This window comes from Micromonospora sp. NPDC000316 (genome assembly GCF_042898885.1).
Taxonomy (GTDB): domain Bacteria; phylum Actinomycetota; class Actinomycetes; order Mycobacteriales; family Micromonosporaceae; genus Micromonospora.
The window spans coordinates 389,705-407,619 of sequence record NZ_JBIAZG010000003.1 but is presented as its reverse complement, the minus strand read 5'-3'; the positions used below and the strand labels follow the sequence as shown (position 1 = coordinate 407,619).

At 71.9% G+C, this 17,915-nt stretch carries 18 protein-coding genes; 4 read left to right on the top strand and 14 right to left on the bottom strand.

Annotated features, from left to right (window positions below):
* From ACFY2Q_RS10135 to ACFY2Q_RS10115, 5 genes are all read right to left on the bottom strand, one after another.
* Positions 1-351 (bottom strand): DUF2203 domain-containing protein, encoded by a 351-nt coding sequence (locus ACFY2Q_RS10135; RefSeq protein ID WP_053658024.1) that lies wholly within the window; start codon positions 349-351, stop codon positions 1-3.
* A 49-nt stretch (positions 352-400) separates the two neighbouring features.
* Positions 401-1,219, bottom strand: coding sequence for a pyrroline-5-carboxylate reductase (gene proC, locus ACFY2Q_RS10130; protein WP_387128901.1), 819 nt, complete (start codon positions 1,217-1,219; stop codon positions 401-403).
* Between the two features lie 73 nt (positions 1,220-1,292).
* Positions 1,293-2,321 carry a 6-phosphofructokinase gene (locus tag ACFY2Q_RS10125; RefSeq protein ID WP_387129132.1) on the bottom strand — a complete coding sequence of 343 codons (1,029 nt, stop codon included), beginning with the start codon at positions 2,319-2,321 and terminating at the stop codon, positions 1,293-1,295.
* A gap of 171 nt (positions 2,322-2,492) precedes the next feature.
* On the bottom strand, positions 2,493-2,996 hold the full coding sequence (locus ACFY2Q_RS10120; RefSeq protein WP_387128899.1) for a pyridoxamine 5'-phosphate oxidase family protein: 504 nt from the start codon (positions 2,994-2,996) through the stop codon (positions 2,493-2,495).
* 77 nt (positions 2,997-3,073) lie between these two features.
* Positions 3,074-3,571, bottom strand: coding sequence for a polyadenylate-specific 3'-exoribonuclease AS (locus ACFY2Q_RS10115; protein WP_387129131.1), 498 nt, complete (start codon positions 3,569-3,571; stop codon positions 3,074-3,076).
* A 283-nt stretch (positions 3,572-3,854) separates the two neighbouring features.
* On the opposite strand from ACFY2Q_RS10115, the gene ACFY2Q_RS10110 reads away from it, so the two are divergent.
* Positions 3,855-4,547, top strand: a complete 693-nt coding sequence (locus ACFY2Q_RS10110; RefSeq protein ID WP_387128898.1) for a Crp/Fnr family transcriptional regulator — start codon at positions 3,855-3,857, stop codon at positions 4,545-4,547.
* A gap of 95 nt (positions 4,548-4,642) precedes the next feature.
* Here the strand turns inward: ACFY2Q_RS10110 and ACFY2Q_RS10105 are convergent, their stop codons facing one another.
* Complete coding sequence (locus ACFY2Q_RS10105) at positions 4,643-4,840, bottom strand: hypothetical protein (RefSeq protein ID WP_357010892.1); 198 nt, start codon at positions 4,838-4,840, stop codon at positions 4,643-4,645.
* Between the two features lie 65 nt (positions 4,841-4,905).
* Between ACFY2Q_RS10105 and ACFY2Q_RS10100 the strand changes: the two genes are divergently transcribed.
* Complete coding sequence (locus ACFY2Q_RS10100; RefSeq protein WP_387128895.1) at positions 4,906-8,526, top strand: adenylate/guanylate cyclase domain-containing protein; 3,621 nt, start codon at positions 4,906-4,908, stop codon at positions 8,524-8,526.
* 7 nt (positions 8,527-8,533) lie between these two features.
* On the opposite strand, the gene ACFY2Q_RS10095 is transcribed toward ACFY2Q_RS10100, so the two are convergent.
* Together ACFY2Q_RS10095 and ACFY2Q_RS10090 are read right to left on the bottom strand one after the other, a co-directional pair.
* Positions 8,534-9,226, bottom strand: coding sequence for a lysophospholipid acyltransferase family protein (locus tag ACFY2Q_RS10095; protein ID WP_387128893.1), 693 nt, complete (start codon positions 9,224-9,226; stop codon positions 8,534-8,536).
* Positions 9,227-9,349: 123 nt separating this feature from the next.
* Positions 9,350-9,658 (bottom strand): hypothetical protein, encoded by a 309-nt coding sequence (locus tag ACFY2Q_RS10090; RefSeq protein ID WP_387128892.1) that lies wholly within the window; start codon positions 9,656-9,658, stop codon positions 9,350-9,352.
* 274 nt (positions 9,659-9,932) lie between these two features.
* Between ACFY2Q_RS10090 and ACFY2Q_RS10085 the strand changes: the two genes are divergently transcribed.
* Both ACFY2Q_RS10085 and ACFY2Q_RS10080 read left to right on the top strand, forming a co-directional pair.
* A complete protein-coding gene (locus tag ACFY2Q_RS10085; protein ID WP_387128890.1) occupies positions 9,933-10,793 on the top strand; it encodes a DUF308 domain-containing protein in 861 nt (286 codons plus the stop codon).
* 167 nt (positions 10,794-10,960) lie between these two features.
* Positions 10,961-12,445, top strand: coding sequence for a trehalose-6-phosphate synthase (locus ACFY2Q_RS10080; RefSeq protein WP_387128888.1), 1,485 nt, complete (start codon positions 10,961-10,963; stop codon positions 12,443-12,445).
* Between the two features lie 19 nt (positions 12,446-12,464).
* Here the strand turns inward: ACFY2Q_RS10080 and ACFY2Q_RS10075 are convergent, their stop codons facing one another.
* The 6 genes from ACFY2Q_RS10075 to ACFY2Q_RS10050 all read right to left on the bottom strand — a co-directional run bounded on the left by ACFY2Q_RS10075 (position 12,465) and on the right by ACFY2Q_RS10050 (position 17,774).
* Positions 12,465-13,259 (bottom strand): alpha/beta hydrolase, encoded by a 795-nt coding sequence (locus tag ACFY2Q_RS10075; protein WP_387129130.1) that lies wholly within the window; start codon positions 13,257-13,259, stop codon positions 12,465-12,467.
* A gap of 79 nt (positions 13,260-13,338) precedes the next feature.
* Entirely contained in the window at positions 13,339-14,745 is a 1,407-nt protein-coding gene (locus tag ACFY2Q_RS10070) for a flavin-containing monooxygenase (RefSeq protein ID WP_387128887.1), read from the bottom strand.
* A 115-nt stretch (positions 14,746-14,860) separates the two neighbouring features.
* Positions 14,861-15,565, bottom strand: coding sequence for an endonuclease/exonuclease/phosphatase family protein (locus tag ACFY2Q_RS10065; protein ID WP_387128886.1), 705 nt, complete (start codon positions 15,563-15,565; stop codon positions 14,861-14,863).
* A 10-nt stretch (positions 15,566-15,575) separates the two neighbouring features.
* Positions 15,576-16,523, bottom strand: coding sequence for an ROK family glucokinase (locus ACFY2Q_RS10060; RefSeq protein WP_387128885.1), 948 nt, complete (start codon positions 16,521-16,523; stop codon positions 15,576-15,578).
* Between the two features lie 71 nt (positions 16,524-16,594).
* Entirely contained in the window at positions 16,595-17,287 is a 693-nt protein-coding gene (locus tag ACFY2Q_RS10055; protein ID WP_387128883.1) for a hypothetical protein, read from the bottom strand.
* A 31-nt stretch (positions 17,288-17,318) separates the two neighbouring features.
* Positions 17,319-17,774, bottom strand: a complete 456-nt coding sequence (locus ACFY2Q_RS10050; RefSeq protein WP_387128881.1) for an SRPBCC family protein — start codon at positions 17,772-17,774, stop codon at positions 17,319-17,321.
* Positions 17,775-17,915: the final 141 nt, after the last annotated feature.

The following is a 17,915-nucleotide window of genomic DNA, read 5'->3' as shown; positions in this document are numbered from 1 at the left end:
TCAGACCGGGCGGCGGCCGGCGAAGCCGCACTCGGCCCGGTGGTACCAGCGCACGTCGGAGTCGCCCTCCAGCCAGCACCAGAGCACGGCGCGGCCGGCCCGCTCGCCGGGGAAGTCGAGCAGCACCGGGGCGATGCCCTTGACCTGGATGTCGTGCTGGTGCAGCTCTTCGACGACGCCGTGCAGCCGGGCCTCCAGCCCCTTCACCTCGGCGAGCCCGCCGAGCGCGCTGACGCCGTGGTCGGCCAGGTCGACGCGCAGCTCAGCCAGGTCGGCGCGGAGCCGGATCAACTCGTCGACACGCGGCCGAAGGGTGGCCACCAGGTGCCGGGCCTGGGCGAGTGTGAACACGCCCGCCAGTATGCGGCACACATCCGTCGCGCACGGCCCCGCGCGGACGTCAGTCGGCCTGGGCGGCCAGCTCCCGGGCGCGGTCCCGGGCGGCCTCCAGCGCGGCGAGCATCGCGGCCCGTACGCCGTGTTTCTCCAGCTCACGGATCGCGGAGATGGTGGTGCCGGCCGGCGAGGTGACCGCCTCGCGCAGCTTCACCGGGTGCTCGCCGGAGTCGCGCAGCATCACGGCGGAGCCGATCGCGGTCTGCACGATCAGCTCGTGCGCCACCTGGCGGGGCAGCCCGAGCAGGATGCCTGCGTCGATCATGGCCTCGACCAGCAGGTAGAAGTAGGCCGGGCCGGAGCCGGAGAGCGCGGTGACGGCGTCCTGCTGTGACTCGGGCACCCGGATCGTCTGCCCGAGGGGCTTGAACATCTCCTCGGCGAGCGCCAGGTGGGCCCCGGTGGCGTACGTGCCCGCCGAGATGGCTGTCATCGCCTCGTCGACAAGCGCCGGGGTGTTGGTCATGACCCGGACGACAGGGGTGCCCTCGGGCAGGCGACGGTTGAAGAAGCTGCTGGGCAGCCCGGCGCAGAGCGAGATGACGAGCTTGTCGGCGGGCACCTTGGGGCCGATCTCGTCCAGCAGGGCGCCGGCGTCCTGCGGTTTGACGGAGATCGCGAGCACCGCCGCCTCGTCCACGGCGGTCAGGTTGTCGACCACTCGTACGCCGTAGCGGGCGGTCAACTCCTCGGCGCGGGCGGGCCGGCGGGCGGTGGCCAGCAGGCGGTCCACAGGCCATCCGGAGCGCAGCAGCCCGGAGAGCATCAGCTCACCGATCTTGCCCGCGCCGATCACCGCGACCGTGTGCACCCCGGCTGACATGTCGGCCGTACTCCCCTCGCGTCGAGTCGCGGCGCGGCGGGCCCGTAGGCCCGCCGCGCCGCCCTACCGTTGATCAGCTGCCGAAGAAGACCTCGGCCTCGGCGTACCGCTCCAGCGGCACGGTCTTCAGCTCACGTGTGGCGTCGGCAAGCGGCACCCGGACGATGTCGGTGCTCTGCATCGCGACCATCTTGCCCCAGTCGCCCTCGTGGACCGCGTCGATGGCCTGGAGGCCGAGGCGGGTGGCGAGGACCCGGTCGAAGGCGGTCGGGGTGCCACCGCGCTGGATGTGGCCCAGCACCACGGTGCGGGCCTCCTTGCCGGTCTTGGCCTCCAACTGCTCGGCCAGCCACTGGCCGATGCCGCCGAGGCGGACGTGGCCGAACGAGTCCAGCTCCTGGTTGGCGAGCACCATCTGGCCGTCGAGCGGCTGGGCGCCCTCGGCGACCACGACGATCGGGGCGTACTGGTGCTGGAAGCGCTTCTCGACGTAGCCGGCAACCTGGTCGACGTCGAACTGCCGCTCGGGCAGCAGGATCACGTTGGCGCCGCCGGCCAGGCCGGCGTGCAGGGCGATCCAGCCGGCGTGCCGGCCCATCACCTCGACGACAAGTGTGCGGTGGTGGCTCTCCGCGGTGGTGTGCAGCCGGTCGATGGCCTCCATCGCGATGTTGACAGCGGTGTCGAAGCCGAAGGTGTAGTCGGTGGCGCCCAGGTCGTTGTCGATCGTCTTCGGCACGCCGATGACGTGCACGCCCAGCTCGTAGAGCTTGGTGGCGACGCCCAAGGTGTCCTCGCCGCCGATCGCGATGAGCGCGTCGATGCCCTGGCTGGCCAGGTTGTCCTTGATCCGCTCGACACCGTTATCGATCTTGAACGGGTTCGTCCGCGAGGAACCGAGGATGGTGCCGCCGCGGGGCAGGATGCCGCGGACGTCCGCGATGGTCAGCGGACGGGACAGGCCCTCCAGCGGGCCCTTCCAACCGTCCCGGAAGCCCACGAACTCGTGACCGTAAGTGGCGACGCCCTTGCGGACCACCGCCCGGATGACCGCGTTGAGACCTGGGCAGTCGCCGCCGCCGGTGAGCACGCCGATACGCATGATCCGCTCATCCTCCTGGAGCATCAGGTAAAGCCCGATTTGCCCCAGGATATGTGTCAAGTCAGACCATCGGCGCCGTTGCCGGCCCGGGGCGGGCCGTCACTGCGCACTGTAGTCGGCCTGCCTGTGTGATGACAGCGCGCCCCGGGCCACCCGACACCGAGCCGCGGGTCAATAGGTCACCTCGTGGTTCTCGGTGAGCGCCGGCGGCTGGCCGGTGACGACCGCCTTGGCGAACCCGAACAGGTTGACCACGGTGCTGCTCGGCGAGTCCCAGTACTCGGCGGAGCTGGCGTGAACCTTGATCAACGTCAGGCCGGGGGTGTCCAGCCCGTCGGGGAACCACACCTTGAGCACCGGATTCCACAACTGCTCGGCGCGGGCCCGGTCGAACCCCTCGGTGGCGGTGCCCGAGACCGACACCCAGGCGCTGCGCTTCTGGTCCGAGAACGCGACATTGACCTCCGGGTTCACCCGGATCTGACGGACCTTTGCCGAGTCGGTGGAGGCGAAGAACCACAGGTCCCCGTCGAACTCGGCCTCTTGCAGACCCATCGGTCGGCTCACCTGCCGGCCGTCCAGGGCGATAGTGGTCAGCATGCAGATCCGGGCGTCGCGGACCAGCTCGGTGACCCGTGCTCGGGCCTCGGTGGCGCTGGTCGGCTCGTTGCTCATGGCAGTCTCCCTCGGCTCGGCTCGTCGGACCGATGCCCGGGACAGAACCGGTCAAACCTGCAAAGGTACGACCACTGTCAGCGGGTCGTCATCGCCCGCCAGCGGGCCAGGTTGTGCCGGGCGTCGACAAGGGCGTCGTGCCGGGCCGCGTCCGCGTCCGGCAGGGGCGGCCGACCTTTGTCGTCCCAGAGTTGGCGCAGGTCCTTGGTGAACCGGGGGATCTCCCGAGGCAGCGCCGGCATGGCACCCCAGAGCTGGGCGAGGACCACATGGTCGTACGCGGCGTACCAGGCCCACAGCTCCATCTGTTCCCCCGGGCGGTCCCGAACCGGCTCGACGAGGAAGTCGTACAGGTCGTCGCGGATGCGCTCACGGGATCGCCAGGCACGGTCGGCGGGCGAGGGCAGCTTGTCCAGCACGTTGCGCCGGACCCAGGGCACGGCTCGGGAGTCGTCGAACTCGGTGGAGACCGCGTAGAACTCGCGGCCGTACTCGTCGACGACACCGATCGAGACGAGATCGACGATCCGACCGTCCTCGATGAATTCGCAGTCGTAAAAGTAGCGGTACACCATTCCGGCCATCCTCGCCCACCGCCGTCGGGCACGTCCCGGCGGGGCCCACAAACAGATCGCCGCAGGTCAGCGCGACCCGGGCCACAAGCAACGACCGGGTACGCGAAGCCGCATCCGACGGTCACGGAAGTGCTTCGAGGGGTGTACAGCAAGCGACAAGACCGTCATGATCTGATGTGTACCGCTAACCGGACGCCGAATCGGTGTCAGTTCACCTTGTCTGGGCCATCAGGTTTCGCCCGGTAAGCGATTTTGTGGTCCTTGACCGGGGAGGGGTTGGGCCGTGGAGGTTCGCCTGCCGGAGCCGGGTGATGCGCTCACGGGTGTCGAAATGTTCGCTGGACTGGAGCCCGAGGTGCGGCAGCGCGTGATCGCCGCCGCCGTTCCCCGCACCTACCGCAAGGGCCAACTGCTCTTCGTGGAGAACGACCCGGGTGAGTCGCTCATCGTCCTGCGCCGGGGCGCCGTGGCTGTCTTCCGCACCGCGCCCACGGGCGAGCGGGCGGTGCTGTCGGTGATCCGTCCACCGGACGTGCTGGGCGAGGTCTCCCTGCTCGACGCCTCCACCCGGTCCGCCTCGGCCGAGGCCATCGAGGACTGCGCGGCGCTCGCGCTCTCCCGGGGGGCGTTCATGGAGCTCGTGCACTCCAACCCGCGCATCCTGGACGCGGTGATGCGCTCGCTGGGCGGGTTGATCCGTCGGCTCACCGAGCAGAATGCCGACCACGTCTTCCTGGACCTGCCCGGACGGGTGGCCAAGACGCTTGTCCGGCTGGCCGGCGAGAGCCAGGCCCCGATGATCACGATCGAGCTCAACCAGAGCCAGTTGGCCGAGATGGCCGGCGGCTCCCGGCAGAGCGTCAACCAGGCGATCGGTTCGTTCGCCAGCCGCGGCTGGCTGCGTACCGAGGGTCGCCGGATCGTGGTCACCGACGTGGCCGCGCTGCGCCGACGTGCCGGCATGAGCGACCGCTGACCCGCCGGGGGCGGGCAGGCACACCGAGACGAACACGACGCGGCCAGGTCACCCCGTGGGCGACCCGGCCGCGTCGTCGTGTCACAGGCGTCGGATCAGACTCCGGAGCTGCCCGGCCCGGCCCACTTGTCCGGACCCTTGCCGTCGCCGCCCGGGCCGTGGGACTGCTCGATGACGATGCCCTCGGCCTGGAGCGTGGCGAGCGTGGCGGCGTCGACATCCACCGACTCGCCCGCGGAGTGGCTGACCCCGTTGCCGTCGGTCCAGTCGCTCTCCAACTTGACGTACACCATTGACCTGTCCCCCTCTGGTCGCTGATCGACATTGGCTGACTGAATGTAGTCCGCGAATCCCCCGAGTGGACTGTCCACAAGCCAACAGGCCGGTACCCGACAGCGGTCCCGACGGTGATACTCCGTCTGACGGGACGCCGTTGGCGTCGACCGGTCCGCCAGTGGAGGGTGTCATCGCCGCGCAGTGTGAGCGCTGTGGACGCACGGCCGCCGACGGCGACCGCTTCTGCGGTGGCTGCGGCACCGAGCTGGGCGCCGTCTGCCCCCATTGCCTGCGTCCGCTCGCCCCGGACGTCACGTTCTGCACCTCGTGCGGGTCGCCCCGGCCGGGGGCCGACCGACCCGCGGTCGTCACCCCCCAGGAGGATCGCCGGCGGGTGAGTGTGCTGTTCGTCGACCTGATCGACTTCACCCCGTACGTCGAGCGGGCCGACCCGGAGCAGGTCCGCGGCATGCAGACAGGCTTCTTCTCCGCCGCCCGCCGGGTGGTCGGCCAGTACGGCGGGGTGGTGGAGAAGTACATAGGCGACGCGGTGATGGCGCTCTTCGGCGCGCCCATCGCCACCGAGACCGACGCACTGCGCTGCGTACGCGCCGGGCTGGAGCTGCAACGGGTGCTCACCCGGTTCGCGCCGACCGGCAGCGCCGAAATGCGGTTCCGGGTGGGGGTGGCCACCGGCGAGGCACTTGTCGACGTGGCCGCCGCCCGCAACGGCGGGCAGGCGATCGTGGCCGGCGACGTGGTGAACACGGCCTCCCGGATGCAGTCCGTCGCGCCACCGGGCGGAGTGCTGGTCTGCGGCACCACGCACGCGCTGACAAAGGACTCCATCCGCTACGAGGAGCAGCCCCCGGTCACGCTGCGCGGCCGTTCGGCACCGACCGAGGTGTGGCTCGCCCTGTCTCCGCTGCGCCGCCAGCCCACCGACCGGGAGCCGGACACCACGCCGCTCGTCGACCGGGAGCACGAGCTGGGCATGCTTGTCAACGCCCTGCACCGGTCGCTGCGGGACCGGCTGCCGCAGGTGGTGACGATCTTCGGCCGGGCGGGCATCGGCAAGAGCCGGCTGCTGCGGGAGCTCTACCGGCACACCGGCCGGCTGGTCGACGAGCCGCTGACCTGGCGGACCGGGCGTTGCCCGCCGTTCGGGGAGAATGTCACGTTCGCGGCGCTCGCCGACATCGTCAAGACCGAGGCCGGCATCCTGGACACCGATCCGGCCGGCAGTGCGGCGCAGCGGTTGACCGCCGCCGTCGGTGAGCTGATCGGGCCGGGTGAACGGGACCGGGTGGTGGACGCCCTGCGCCCGCTGGTCGGGCTGTCCGGCACGCCGCTGCCGGCCGAGGAGACGGAGACCGCGTGGCGGCGCTTCCTGCTGGCGATGGCCGCCCGGCGCCCCACCGTGCTGGTCTTCGAGGACCTGCACTGGGCCGACGACGCGATGCTGCGCTTCGTGGAGCTGCTCGGGGCGGCGGCCCGGGAGGTGCCGCTGCTGTTGCTCTGCACCGCCCGCCCGGAGCTTGTCGACAGGGATCCCAGCTGGGCCGGCACCATCACCGGTTCGGTGACCATCACCCTGCCGCCGCTGCGCGACACCGGCATCGCCGCCCTGTACGCGCACCTGTTCGGCCAGGCGGCATTCTCCGCCGACATGCTCACCCCGCTCATCGAGGTGGCCGGCGGCAACCCGCTCTACGCCCACGAGTACGTCCGGATGCTCATCGAGCAGGGCGCGTTGCGCCAGTCCGGGCGGGGCTGGTCGCTTGACAAGCAGCTCGAACTGACGATGCCGGAGAGCGTGCACGCGGTGATCGCCAACCGGGTGGACCTGCTGGACGCCAACGACCGGGCGGTGCTGCTGGCCGCCTCGGTGGTCGGGGTGCAGTTCTGGCCGGGTGCTGTGGCGTCCGCGTTGGGGCAGCAGGTCGAGTCGGTCGAACGTTCGCTGCGCCGCCTGGAGCAGCGCGACTTCGTGCACGAGCAGTCCGCGTCGACGATGGCAGGACAGGCGGAGTTCCGGTTCCGGCACGTGCTTGTGCGCGACGTCTGCTACCAGCGGCTGCCGCGCACCGAGCGGGTCGCGCGGCACGAGCGGGCGGCGGACTGGCTCGACGCGCTGTCCCACAGTCGCGACACCGATCTGGCGGAGGTGCTCGCCCACCACCGCTGGGCGGCCCACGAGATCGCCCGCTCGCTCGGCATGCAGGTCCGCCGCTATGCGGCGCCGGCACGGCAGGCGCTGCACCGGGCGGCCCGCCGGGCGTACGCCCTGCACGGGCTGGACGCGGCGGCGAGCCACGCGGGCCGGGCGCTCGGCCTTGCCGACGACGGTGACCCGGTGGGCCGGCTCCAACTGGAGCTGCTCAGCACGGAGATCTCGTTCTACCGCGACGGCAACGGGTTCCTCTCCGGCGGTGGGCCCGAGCAGGTGCACGCGCTCGCCGACCGGCTGCTGGCGCACGGCGACGACGCGTGCGCGGCGCGGGCGTGGACGCTGCTCGGCCAGGCGGCCTGGCTGCGCGCCGACCGCGCCGACGCGCTGGTCTGCCTGGACCGAGCCGTCCAGTTGTTCGAGCCGCTGCCGGACAGCTCGCAGAAGGCCGACGCGTACGCCGAGCTGGGCCGGTTGCACATGCTCAACTACGAGCGGGACCTGGCCGTGGCGGCGGCGGAGATCGCGGCGGAGATCGCGGAGCGGCTGGGCCTGACCGAGACACGCACCAACGCCCGGATCACCGCCGCGACCGCCCGTTACCAGGCCGGCGACCGGATCGGCCTGGACGAGTTGCACGCGGTCGTCGAGTTCGCGCGGGCCGGTCAGCTGCTCGCGCTGCCCCGGGCCACCCAGAACCTCGCCTGGGCGATCCGCGAGGAGGGTGACTGGCTGCGCTCGGACGCCCTGCTCTCGGCGGCGCCGGCCCGGACGGCCAGCGGCCAGACACTGACCACAAGCTATTCGGCGGAGGCGATGCGGGCCTGGTTCGAGGGTGACTTCGGCCGGCTGCTCGCGGCGGCGGAGGCGTTCGTGGACACTCCGACCGGCAGCTGGGACATGCAGGTGCGGGGGTTGCGCTGCTGCCTGCTGGTGCTGCGCGACGACGATGATCCGAGCGACCTGGGCGACGCGCTGGACACCGCGCGACGCAGCGGGTTCCACCGCCTGCGCTGGACGATGCTGAGCATGGCGGCGCTGTGCCGGGCGTTGCAGGGCCGTGGCGCCGAGGCGGCGGAGCTGATCGACGAGCTGGATCGGTCGTGGTCGGAGGTGCCGGCCCTGGCCAGCGGCGAGTGGATCGCCGCTGCCGCGTACGCCGCCGCTCTGTCCGGGCGGGACGCCTCGGTGCGGGTCCGGGCGATGCTGGACCGGGTGGGTCATCGCACGCCGTGGTCGGAGGCGGCGCTGCGGACCGTGACGGCGGCGGTGGCCGCGGCCGACGGCGACCACCGGCGCGCGGCGGAGCTGCACCTGGCCGCCGCCGAGACGTACGGCCGGATTCCGGACGCCAGTGACCGGGCGCTGGCGCTGGCGCTCGCGGCGGCCGAGCTGACCCGGGCCGGCGAGCCGGCGGCCGCCCGGGTGCCCCGTGCCGAGGTCGGCACCTTCGCGTTGCGCAACGACGCCCCGGGTCTGCTCGCGCTGGCCGGGCGGCCGATCAGCCCGACGGGGCCGGCGGTGGCCTGCTGAGCGTGGGTCAGGCGGCCACCGGCGCGGGGGCGAGCTGCTTGAGCTTCTGCGCGTAGATGTCGACGTACTCGCGGCCGGAGAGTTCCATCAGCTCGTACATGATCTCGTCGGTGACCGCGCGCTCGACGAACCGGTCACCGGCCATCCCCTGGTAGCGGGAGAAGTCGAGGGGGGCGCCGAAGCGGATCCGCACCCGGGCGATCTTGGGGATGAGCTTGCCGGGCGGCTGGATCTGGTCGGCGTTGAGCATCGCCACGGGCACGACCACCGCGCCGCTCTCCAGCGCGAGTCGGGCCACCCCGGTCTTGCCCCGATAGAGCCGACCGTCCGGGGAGCGGGTGCCCTCGGGGTAGATGCCTGCCACTCCCCCGGCGCGCAGCACCTGCAACTGGGTGTCGAGGGCGGCGCGGGCGGCCTGCCCGCCGGAGCGGTCCACGGGGATGGTGCCGGTGCCGACGAAGAACATCTTGGTCAGCCAGCCCTTGATCCCCTTGCCGGTGAAGTACTCGGCCTTGGCCACGAATGTGACCTTCCGCTGGGTGGTCAGCGGGGTGAAGATCGAGTCGGAGAAGGAGAGGTGGTTGCTGGCCAGGATCACCGGGCCGGTCGCCGGCACATTGTCCAGACCCTCCACCTGCGGACGGAAGATCAGCTTGAGCAGCGGACCGAGGATGACGTACTTCAGTAGCCAGTAGAGCACCGGCGTCCTTTCCCGTGGTGGGCCCGCGACGGAGCGCCATGCCCGCAGGCGTCGCCCGTCACGGTCGAGCCTACGAAGCCCGGAGCCGCGCCACAACGGACCGAGTGGGCACCTCGCACGCCGCTACCCGCCCTGCTCCTTCTTCCACTGTAGGTATTCGCGGTACAGCGCATCTTCCCGCCGTTGCTTGCGCTTGTGCAGCACCCGGGCGACGACGAGCAACACGGCGCCGCCGCCCAGCATCAGGTAACCGATGATCCGGTCGTCGGCGACCATCGGGGCCGCGCTGAACAGCGCCCCCACGAAAATCGCGGCGAGGCCCAGATAGAGGGCGATGCCGGGTGGCGTCTGCCGGTACTCCAGGTGGTGGCGGTCGGCGAAGGTCTGGAACTGCGGCGGAATATCCAGTTCCTCGTACTCATCAGCAGCCACGTGCGCCTCCCCGGTTCCGTTCGATGACAGCTCGGCAGGGCGGGCTCGGCGTGTCGAGTTGCCCGTGTCAACGATCATCGAGATAGCACGTGTCGCGCAAGAACGGACATTAGACCTGCCGCGACCTGCGGCAGCGGCCGTGACTTTGGAAGACGCGACACAACGCACTCCCGGAACCGACCCCCGACGTGTCACGATTCAGGGCACGGCGTGCGAACGGCGCCGTGGGGGCAGGGGCGGCCGCGTCGCGAGGCGCGTTGAGGAGGAAGTCCGGGTGTCAGCGGGTGGGGCCCGCCGGGGACGGCGGGACAACGGGCTCGACGCGAGCGAGTACGCCGTCGTCGGCGACGTCGATCCGCGCGTCGGCGAGCACCTGCTCGACGTGCTGGCCGCCGGTGGGATAGCCGCCTACCTGCAACCCTCCGCCGACCTCAACCCGGTCACCCGCACCACCACCGTTCCGGCCCGACCTGTCGACCGGCTCTACGTCGACCGCTCGCACCTGACCACCGCACGCGACTACCTCACCCAGCTCGCCGACGAAACGGCCCCGGAGCAGCCCTCGGCCCGCGACGAGCCGGACATCGACGCCGAGTGGGCCCGAATCGTGGCGGGTTTTCACACCACCTCGACGGCCGGTGACCACCCGTGGCCGGCCGCGGAGGACATCGATGACCGGGACGACCTCAAGACCCGGGACGAGCCGGCCGCCGGCCCACTCGCCCGAGCCGGCACCGACGAGGCCGGGCCGACCGCCACCGACATCCGCCGGCTGCCGTCGGCCACCGACTTCTCCGGGATCTCGGTCGGGCGAGGCCCACGGCCGGACGAGCCGTCGCTGCTGGACGGGCTGGACACCTTCGGCGCCGACCTGCCCGACGACGACGAGGACGAGGGTTACCACCCGCCACCACCACCGCCGCTGCCCCACTTCTCCAAGTACGCGGTGATCGGCACGCTCGCGGTGGTCGTCGGTTTCGTGCTCTTCCTCTTCCCGTGGTTGCTCCCCATCGACCGTTCGGCGGTCACCCTGTTCGGCTTCACCGGCATCCTGGCCGGGTTCGTCACGCTGATCTGGCGGCTGCGCCCCGGCGACGAGGACGACGACGACCCGGGCAACGGCGCCGTCGTCTGACGCCCGGCACAGCCGACCGCATCCCGGGACGACCTCGCCCCGCCCGGGACGTAACAGTGGTGTAACTTACTGTCAGTAGGAATACCGATGTACGTCACTTCCCCCGCTGACTGACCGGTTTTCCCTTGCTCGCGGCGGTCAGTCCTCTGCTGATCGGAATGCCCGAGATGCGACAGAGTTCCCTCGTGGTGGTGGCCAACCGCCTCCCCATCGACGACAACCAGGCTCCGGACGGGGCCTGCGAGTGGCGCCGCAGCCCCGGTGGGCTGGTAAGCGCGCTGCACCCGCTGCTGCGACACACCCCGGCGACCTGGGTCGGCTGGGCCGGCGGCACCGGGCCGGCCCCCGCGCTGGCGGACGTGGACGGCGTCCGGATGCACACAGTTCCCCTCAGCCAAGAAGATCTTCGCGACCACTACGAGGGGTTCTCCAACGCCACGCTCTGGCCGCTCTACCACGACGCCGTCGAGCAACCCGAACACCACCGCCGGTGGTGGGAGGCCTACCAGCGGGTCAACAAGCGCTTCGCCGAGGCGACCGCCGAGGTGGCCGAGCCGGGCGGGGTGGTCTGGGTGCAGGATTACCACCTGCAACTGGTCCCCGGGCAACTGCGCGCCCTGCGACCCGACCTGCGCATCGGGTTCTTCCTGCACGTGCCGTTCCCGCCGCCGGAGCTGTTCATGCAGCTCCCCCGCCGGGCCGAGCTGCTGCGGGGCATGCTCGGGGCCGACCTGGTCGGTTTCCAACGCGCCCAGGCCGCGCACAACTTCGCCCAACTCGTCACCAGGGTGCTGGAGCTGCCCGCCACCGACCGCCGGATCGGGATCGACAACCGGGTGGTCCGCATCGGGGCGTTCCCCGTCTCCATCGACACCACCGAGATGGCCGCCCTCGCCGCCCGCCCCGACGTGGCCGCCCGCGCCCGCCGACTCCGCCAGGACCTCGGCGACCCCCGGCAGGTCATCCTCAGCGTCGACCGGATGGACTACACAAAGGGCATCGAGCAGCGGCTCAAGGCCTACAGCGAGTTGCTCGCCAGCGGCGACGTCAAGGTCCGCGACACGGTCCTCGTCCAGGTCGCCATGCCGAGCCGGGAACGCGTCGGCCAGTACCAGATCCTGCGCGAACGTATCGAACGCGAGGTGGGCCGGATCAACGGCGAGTTCGGCCGGGTCGGCGAACCGGCCATCCACTACCTCACCCAGCCCTTCGACCGGGCCGAGCTGGCCGCGCTCTACCGGGTCGCCGACGTGATGGCGGTGACCCCGCTGCGCGACGGGATGAACCTGGTCGCCAAGGAGTACGTGGCCGCCCGGGTCGACGACACGGGCGCGCTGCTGCTCAGCGAGTTCGCCGGCACCGCCGCCGAGCTGTCCCAGGCGTACCTGGTCAATCCGCACGACCTCGAAGGGCTCAAGCAGGCGATCCTAACGGCGCTGCGGGCCAGCCCGGCCGACACCACCGAACGGATGCGGGCCATGCGCGCCCACCTGCACCAGCACGACATCCGGGCCTGGGCGCGCTCCTACCTCAGCGCGCTCGACGAGAACGGCGCCCTGGTCAGTCGCTGGACCAGCACCGACGGCGCCGCCGACAGCACCGCCCGGGTGCCCCGGCCCGCCGACCCTGCCACCCAGCACATCACCGGCTGACGAGCGGCCGACCGCTCGCTCAGCGTGCCACCGGCTCCTTCTCCAGCCAGTCCAGGATCGCGTCGATCGGCTCCGCCCACCGCACGTCGAGCATCAGGTCGTGCCCCATCCCGGGGAACAGCAGCGGCGCCGAACCGTAGCGGCGGGCCACCCGCGTCAACGCCGACGACGGCACCACCCGGTCGTCCGGGCTGCCCAGCACCAGCACCGGCGGCGCACCCACCGGCGGCTCCGCGGCCGGCTCGCCCAGCAGTGCCCACTGCGCCCGCCGGCCCGCCCGGCCGAGCCGCGCCGTGTACCGCCGCGCCTCCTCGTCGGGCAACTCGCGGCTGAACAGCTGCCCACGGCTGAGCCGCAGCCGCCCACCGAACACCGCCGGAAGCGTACCGACCGGGTTGCGGCGCACCGCCGTCCCGAACACCCCCCAGCCGCCGAAGACCGGCGCCACCAGCACCGCGCCACGCGCCGGGTAGCGGGCCAGCGCGTGCGCCACCACAAGCGCCCCGGCGCCGTGCCCCACAAGCACCGCCTGGTGCGGCAGGCCCGCCGCCACCTGGGCCACATCGTGGGCGTACGCCCGCAGCGTCGCCTCCGGCGCCGGCTCGCTACCGCCGTGCCCGCGCAGGCTCATCGCGTACGCCGGAAAGCCCCGCGACGCGGCGTGCCCCAACCAGTGCTCGGCGAACGCCCACGCGCCATGCCCGAAGCCCGGCACGAAGAGCAGCGGAGGCCGCCCCTGCTCCACCTCGGGAAGGGCGCTGACCACCTCACGCCGCGCCGGCCGGACCGGACGGGACCACTCCCGGCCCCGCATGATGCGCAGATCACTCCTCGCGCTCACCAGACCAGCCTTTCGTTCGCGACTGCGGGGCTCGCAAGCTCACTCCTCGCGCTCACTTGCCCTCCAGGTCGTGGAGGGCTCGCTGGACGGCGCGCAGGTAGTCGGCGTGACCGACCTCGAACCAGTGCCGGCTGCTGTCCTTGACCTGCCCGGAGTAGCGCTCCCCGGCCCGCTCCCGCACCCGCTGCGCGAACGCCTCGGCCCGCTGCGGCCGGTCCCGGCGGGCCCGCAGCAGCCGGGCGAAGAGCACCGTCTGCCAGTGCGCCAGGGGGAACATCCCCGAATCCGGCTGCACCAGACCCGCCACCGCCAGCGTCGGATGCCCCGGGGTGAACGCGTTGAGCCACAGCGTGGGCCGACCCGTGCCGGCGCTGTCACCGAACACCGACGCGTCGAGGAACTCGAAGCGCGGCAGGTAGCCGGTGGCGAAGATGACCAGCTCCGGGTCGATCTCGCGGCCGTCGGCCAGCTCCACCGCGTACGGGTGGAACCGGGCCACGTCCGGCACCGGGCCGATCCCGCCGTGGCCCACGTAGTAGACGAGCTGACTGTTGGCGATCGGGTGCGTCTCGTACACGCGGTGGTCGGGCTTGGGCAGGCCGAAACGGGTCAGGTCGCCAACGGTCAGCCGCAGCGTCAGGTGATAGAGCCACTGGCGCACCCGCCGCGGCACCCGCAGCGCCAGCAGGCTGTCGTTGACCTGGTCGGCGGGACGACCGGCGACGTACTTCGGGGCGTACCAGTAGCCACGCCGGGTGGAGTGCCAGCAGCGCGACGCCTGCTGGGCGGCCTCGACGGCGATGTCGCATCCGGTGTTGCCGGCGCCCACCACGAGGACCCGCTTGCCGCGCAACTGCGCCGGGTCCTTGTAGGACGACGCGTGCATGATCTCGCCACGGAACTCTTCGAGCCCCTCGTAGCGGGGCAGTTTCGGCGACCAGTTGTGCCCGTTGGCGATCAGCACGGCGGCGTAGCGGGAGGTGCGCTCCGGGCCGTACCCGCCCGTGGAGCGGGTGGTCACGTCCCAGCGGTCCCCCTCGGCGGGCTCCACGCGGACCACCTCGGTGCCGAACCAGATGTGCGACCGCAGGTCGAAGTGGTCGGCGTAGCGCTCGAAGTACGAGAGCAGCTGACTGTGGTGCGGGTAGTCCGGCCAGGAGTCCGGCATCGGGAAGTCGGGGAACTGGGTGAACGGCTTCGACGAGATCAGGTGGGTGCTGGCGTACACCGGGCTGCGGTCGTGGCGCCAGTTCCAGGCGCCGCCGACCCCGGTCTCCCGCTCGTAGCAGTCCACCCCGAAGCCGTGCTCCCGCAGGTTCTTGATGGCCGTCAGGCCGCTGGCCCCGGCCCCGATGACGCAGACCGTGTCGCCTCGGTCGGAGAGCGGGCGATCGTCGCGGCTCTGCGCGGACGGGGTCGCCTCCGGGTCGGGCCGGCCATGGTCGGTGGAGGTGGACACCGGAACATCTCCTTTTGTGCGGCACGGCTGCCGGTCGCCGCGAAATCCTCCCCACATCGGAGCCGGATGTCCAGCCCCGACGCGGACCGATCGGCGGCTCCTGCGGGCGAGGGGGTCAGCCGGAGCTGGGCAGCAGCAGGTCGACGAGTACCGGAAAATGATCGCTGGCCCGCCGGGTCTGCGGGGTGTCCACCACGTCGTAGTCGACCACTGTGATCCGTGGGTCGACGAAGAGGGCGTCGATGCGCCGGCGCGGGTTCGCGCACGAGTAGGTGAGCCGGTCCGCCCGGTCGGCCGCGACCGCCGCGTCGGTCAGGCCGTGCGCCACAGTGGCCCAGGCCGACCCGTCCGGCCCCTCGTTCAGGTCGGCCCCGACCACCAGCGGGCCACTCGCCGCGTCCAGCCCACGCTTGAACTCGGCGGCCTGCCCGGGACGTTCGGTCGGGTCGGTGGACAGGTGGGAGCCGGCGAGGGTGAACCGGGCGTCGCCGACACGGCATTCGGCGTACGCGGCACCGCGCAGGTGCCGGCCCGGTGTCAGCGGAAAGCGCTGACACCTGCTGCTCGGCACCTGGACGCGCAGGCTGGTCAGCAGCAGGTTGCCGAGCGCGGGGAGCCCACCGGCGGCCACCACCAGGCCGAACGACTCGGCAAGCGAGGCGGACTTCTGCCGCCACCGGAACCGGCGCGGCCCCTCCTGCACGATCACCACGTCCGGCCGTGCGGCCCGGACCACCGCAGCCAACGCGGCGGTGTCGTCGCGCTGGCTGTGGATGTTGTACGACACCACACGCAGTGGTACGCCCGAGCCCTGGCCCATCCCGATCGCCTCAGATCCGCCGGGCCAGGTCGGCCGCGCCGATCACCCCGGCGCTGTTGCCCAACTCGGCGGGGAGCACCTCGGCCACCGGCAGGCGGCCCCGCTGGGCGAGCGCGTCGAGGTAGGAGCGCCGCGTCGGACCGAGCAGCAGGTCACCGGCGTCGATCACGCCGCCGCCGACGACAAGGGTCTGCGGGTCCAGGATCTGCGCCATGTCGGCGAGGCTGGTGCCCAGCCACCGGCCGATCTGCGCGAACGCCTCGGCGGAGACCAGGTCGCCGCCCTGCGCGGCGGCGGTCACCATCGGGCCGGTGATCGCCTCGGCCTCGCCGCCGGCCAGGTCCAGCAGCGCGGCGGCCCGCTGCGGCTCCTGCCGTGCTCCGGCCCGGGCGAAGCGGACGAGGGCGCTGCCGCTGGCGTACTGCTCGATGCAGCCCAGCCGCCCACAGCCGCACTGGTGGCCGTCCGGCACGGCCAGCATGTGGCCCAGCTCCGCGGCGATGCCGTGCGCGCCACGCACCAGCTCACCGCCGAGCACGATGCCGCCGCCGACGCCGGTGCCGATCGTGAACATGACCATGGAATCGTCGGCGGCGCGGGCGGCGCCGTAGCGGAACTCGGCCCAGGCGGCCACGTTCGCGTCGTTCTCCACGATCACCGGCAGGCCGACGGCGGTGCTGACGTACTCGCGCAGCGGCTCGTCGCGCCAGGCCAGGTTGGGGGCGAAGAGCACTGTCGAGCGGTTGGCGTCGATCCAGCCGGCCGCGCCGATACCGACCCCCTCGACCGCGTGCTCGGCAGAGAGCTCGCCGACCAACTCGATGATGACGTCGCGGGTCTTGCCGACGTCATCGGCGGGAGTGTCCCGTCGGGCCTGCACGAGGACCTTGCCGGTGTCGTCCACGACACCACCGGCCACCTTCGTGCCACCGACGTCGACTCCGATGGTCAGCGTCACCGCTGCCGCTCCCCTCTGCTGTCCGGCCCACGCGCCGACGGCACGCCGGTCCGGGTCAGGATGTCCCGCGCTCAGGCGACGTCGCCCGGCGCGTCCGCACCGGTGTCGTCGGGCACCCGCGATGCGGGCACCACGGGTCGGCTGGTCGGTGCCGGTGCGGCCACCGACCCGGCCTCGTCGACGGGTGCTGCGGTGGCCGGGGCGGGTGCGCCCGCCGTCCGGGTGGCGACCGACCAGACGTCTCGCTCCGGTGCCGGCTGAGAATCATGCACGCTGCGGGTGGCATCGCGCCACACGTGATCGTCGTCGGCGGTGCCGGGCCGGTCGGCCCGGTCGGCCCGCGGGGTCTCGCCGCCGCTGCCCGGGTCGGCCGTTCCCGCAGGTGCCGGCGGGGTTGGCGCGGAGGGCGACGTTGGTGACTCGGTCGGGGCGAACGCGCGGAGCAGGCTGGCCACACCGGCCGCGAGGTCGCCGGCTCCGGTCGCGAGACGCTCGGCGAATTCCGGACTCGGGTCACGTAAAGCGGCGATGCCACGACAGACCGGGCAGACGCAGCATTCGGCCGAACCGGTGGCGAAACCACCGCCGACGCCGGAGCCGCCGCCCGGTGCGGCACTGTGACCGAGGACACCGGACAACATCCCGCCCAACGGGCCGAACGCACCACCGGCCGCCCCGCTGGAGGCCAGTCGCGCCCCCGCCAGCAGGGTGGCGACAAGCCGTTCCGCCTCTTCCCGGGCCGAACCCGGATCCGTTTCGCCCACCCTCGGCTCCCCTACCGTGCTGCCGGACACGTCACTGCGCCGCACCGGGTGTTTCTACCCGGCGCTTGAGCTGCTTCAACGCCGTGTCCATGATCATCTTTTCGGCCTTGCGCCGGAACATGCCGAGCATCCCCACGGAGAGCTCGACCTCCAGGGTGTAGGTCACCGTGGTGCTGCCGTCCGGGTTGGCCACCAGGTCGTACGAGCCGCGCTGGCTCTTCTGCATCTTCGAGGGGGTGACCAGGTGCCACTCGATGCGCGAGATGTCCTCGGCGTACTCGTAGGCGAGCACGTACTCGTCGGCCATCACCCCGGCGTCGATTGTGAAACGCACCTGGCTGGCGTAGCCGTCCTCGTACTCCTCGATCACCTCGGCGTGCCGCATCGCCTCGGACCACTCGGGGTACCGCGAAAAGTCACAGATGACCGCCGCCACCCGGTCCGGTGACGCGCCGATGATGATCGACTGGGTGGAGGAGTCCGCCATGGGCGAAGGCTACCCGGCGGGTACCTCCCGCGCGCCGCGCCGCCCCCGGCCACGCGCTGAACAGGCCGCCACGAGCCCGAACAGGCATCCTGCGTGTGCCATCCCCTCCGGCCGCCGGGTAGTTTCGACAGCGCCGCCACC

What these genes read in the sequence shown, in the direction of transcription:
- proC (WP_387128901.1), bottom strand. Translation starts at nt 1,219, where the DNA reads ATGTCAGCCGGGGTGCACACGGTCGCGGTGATCGGCGCGGGCAAGATC.
- ACFY2Q_RS10125 (WP_387129132.1), bottom strand. Translation starts at nt 2,321, where the DNA reads ATGCGTATCGGCGTGCTCACCGGCGGCGGCGACTGCCCAGGTCTCAAC.
- ACFY2Q_RS10120 (WP_387128899.1), bottom strand. Translation starts at nt 2,996, where the DNA reads ATGAGCAACGAGCCGACCAGCGCCACCGAGGCCCGAGCACGGGTCACC.
- ACFY2Q_RS10115 (WP_387129131.1), bottom strand. Translation starts at nt 3,571, where the DNA reads ATGGTGTACCGCTACTTTTACGACTGCGAATTCATCGAGGACGGTCGG.
- ACFY2Q_RS10105 (WP_357010892.1), bottom strand. Translation starts at nt 4,840, where the DNA reads ATGGTGTACGTCAAGTTGGAGAGCGACTGGACCGACGGCAACGGGGTC.
- ACFY2Q_RS10080 (WP_387128888.1), top strand. Translation starts at nt 10,961, where the DNA reads ATGCGACAGAGTTCCCTCGTGGTGGTGGCCAACCGCCTCCCCATCGAC.
- ACFY2Q_RS10075 (WP_387129130.1), bottom strand. Translation starts at nt 13,259, where the DNA reads ATGCGGGGCCGGGAGTGGTCCCGTCCGGTCCGGCCGGCGCGGCGTGAG.
- ACFY2Q_RS10065 (WP_387128886.1), bottom strand. Translation starts at nt 15,565, where the DNA reads ATGGGCCAGGGCTCGGGCGTACCACTGCGTGTGGTGTCGTACAACATC.
- ACFY2Q_RS10050 (WP_387128881.1), bottom strand. Translation starts at nt 17,774, where the DNA reads ATGGCGGACTCCTCCACCCAGTCGATCATCATCGGCGCGTCACCGGAC.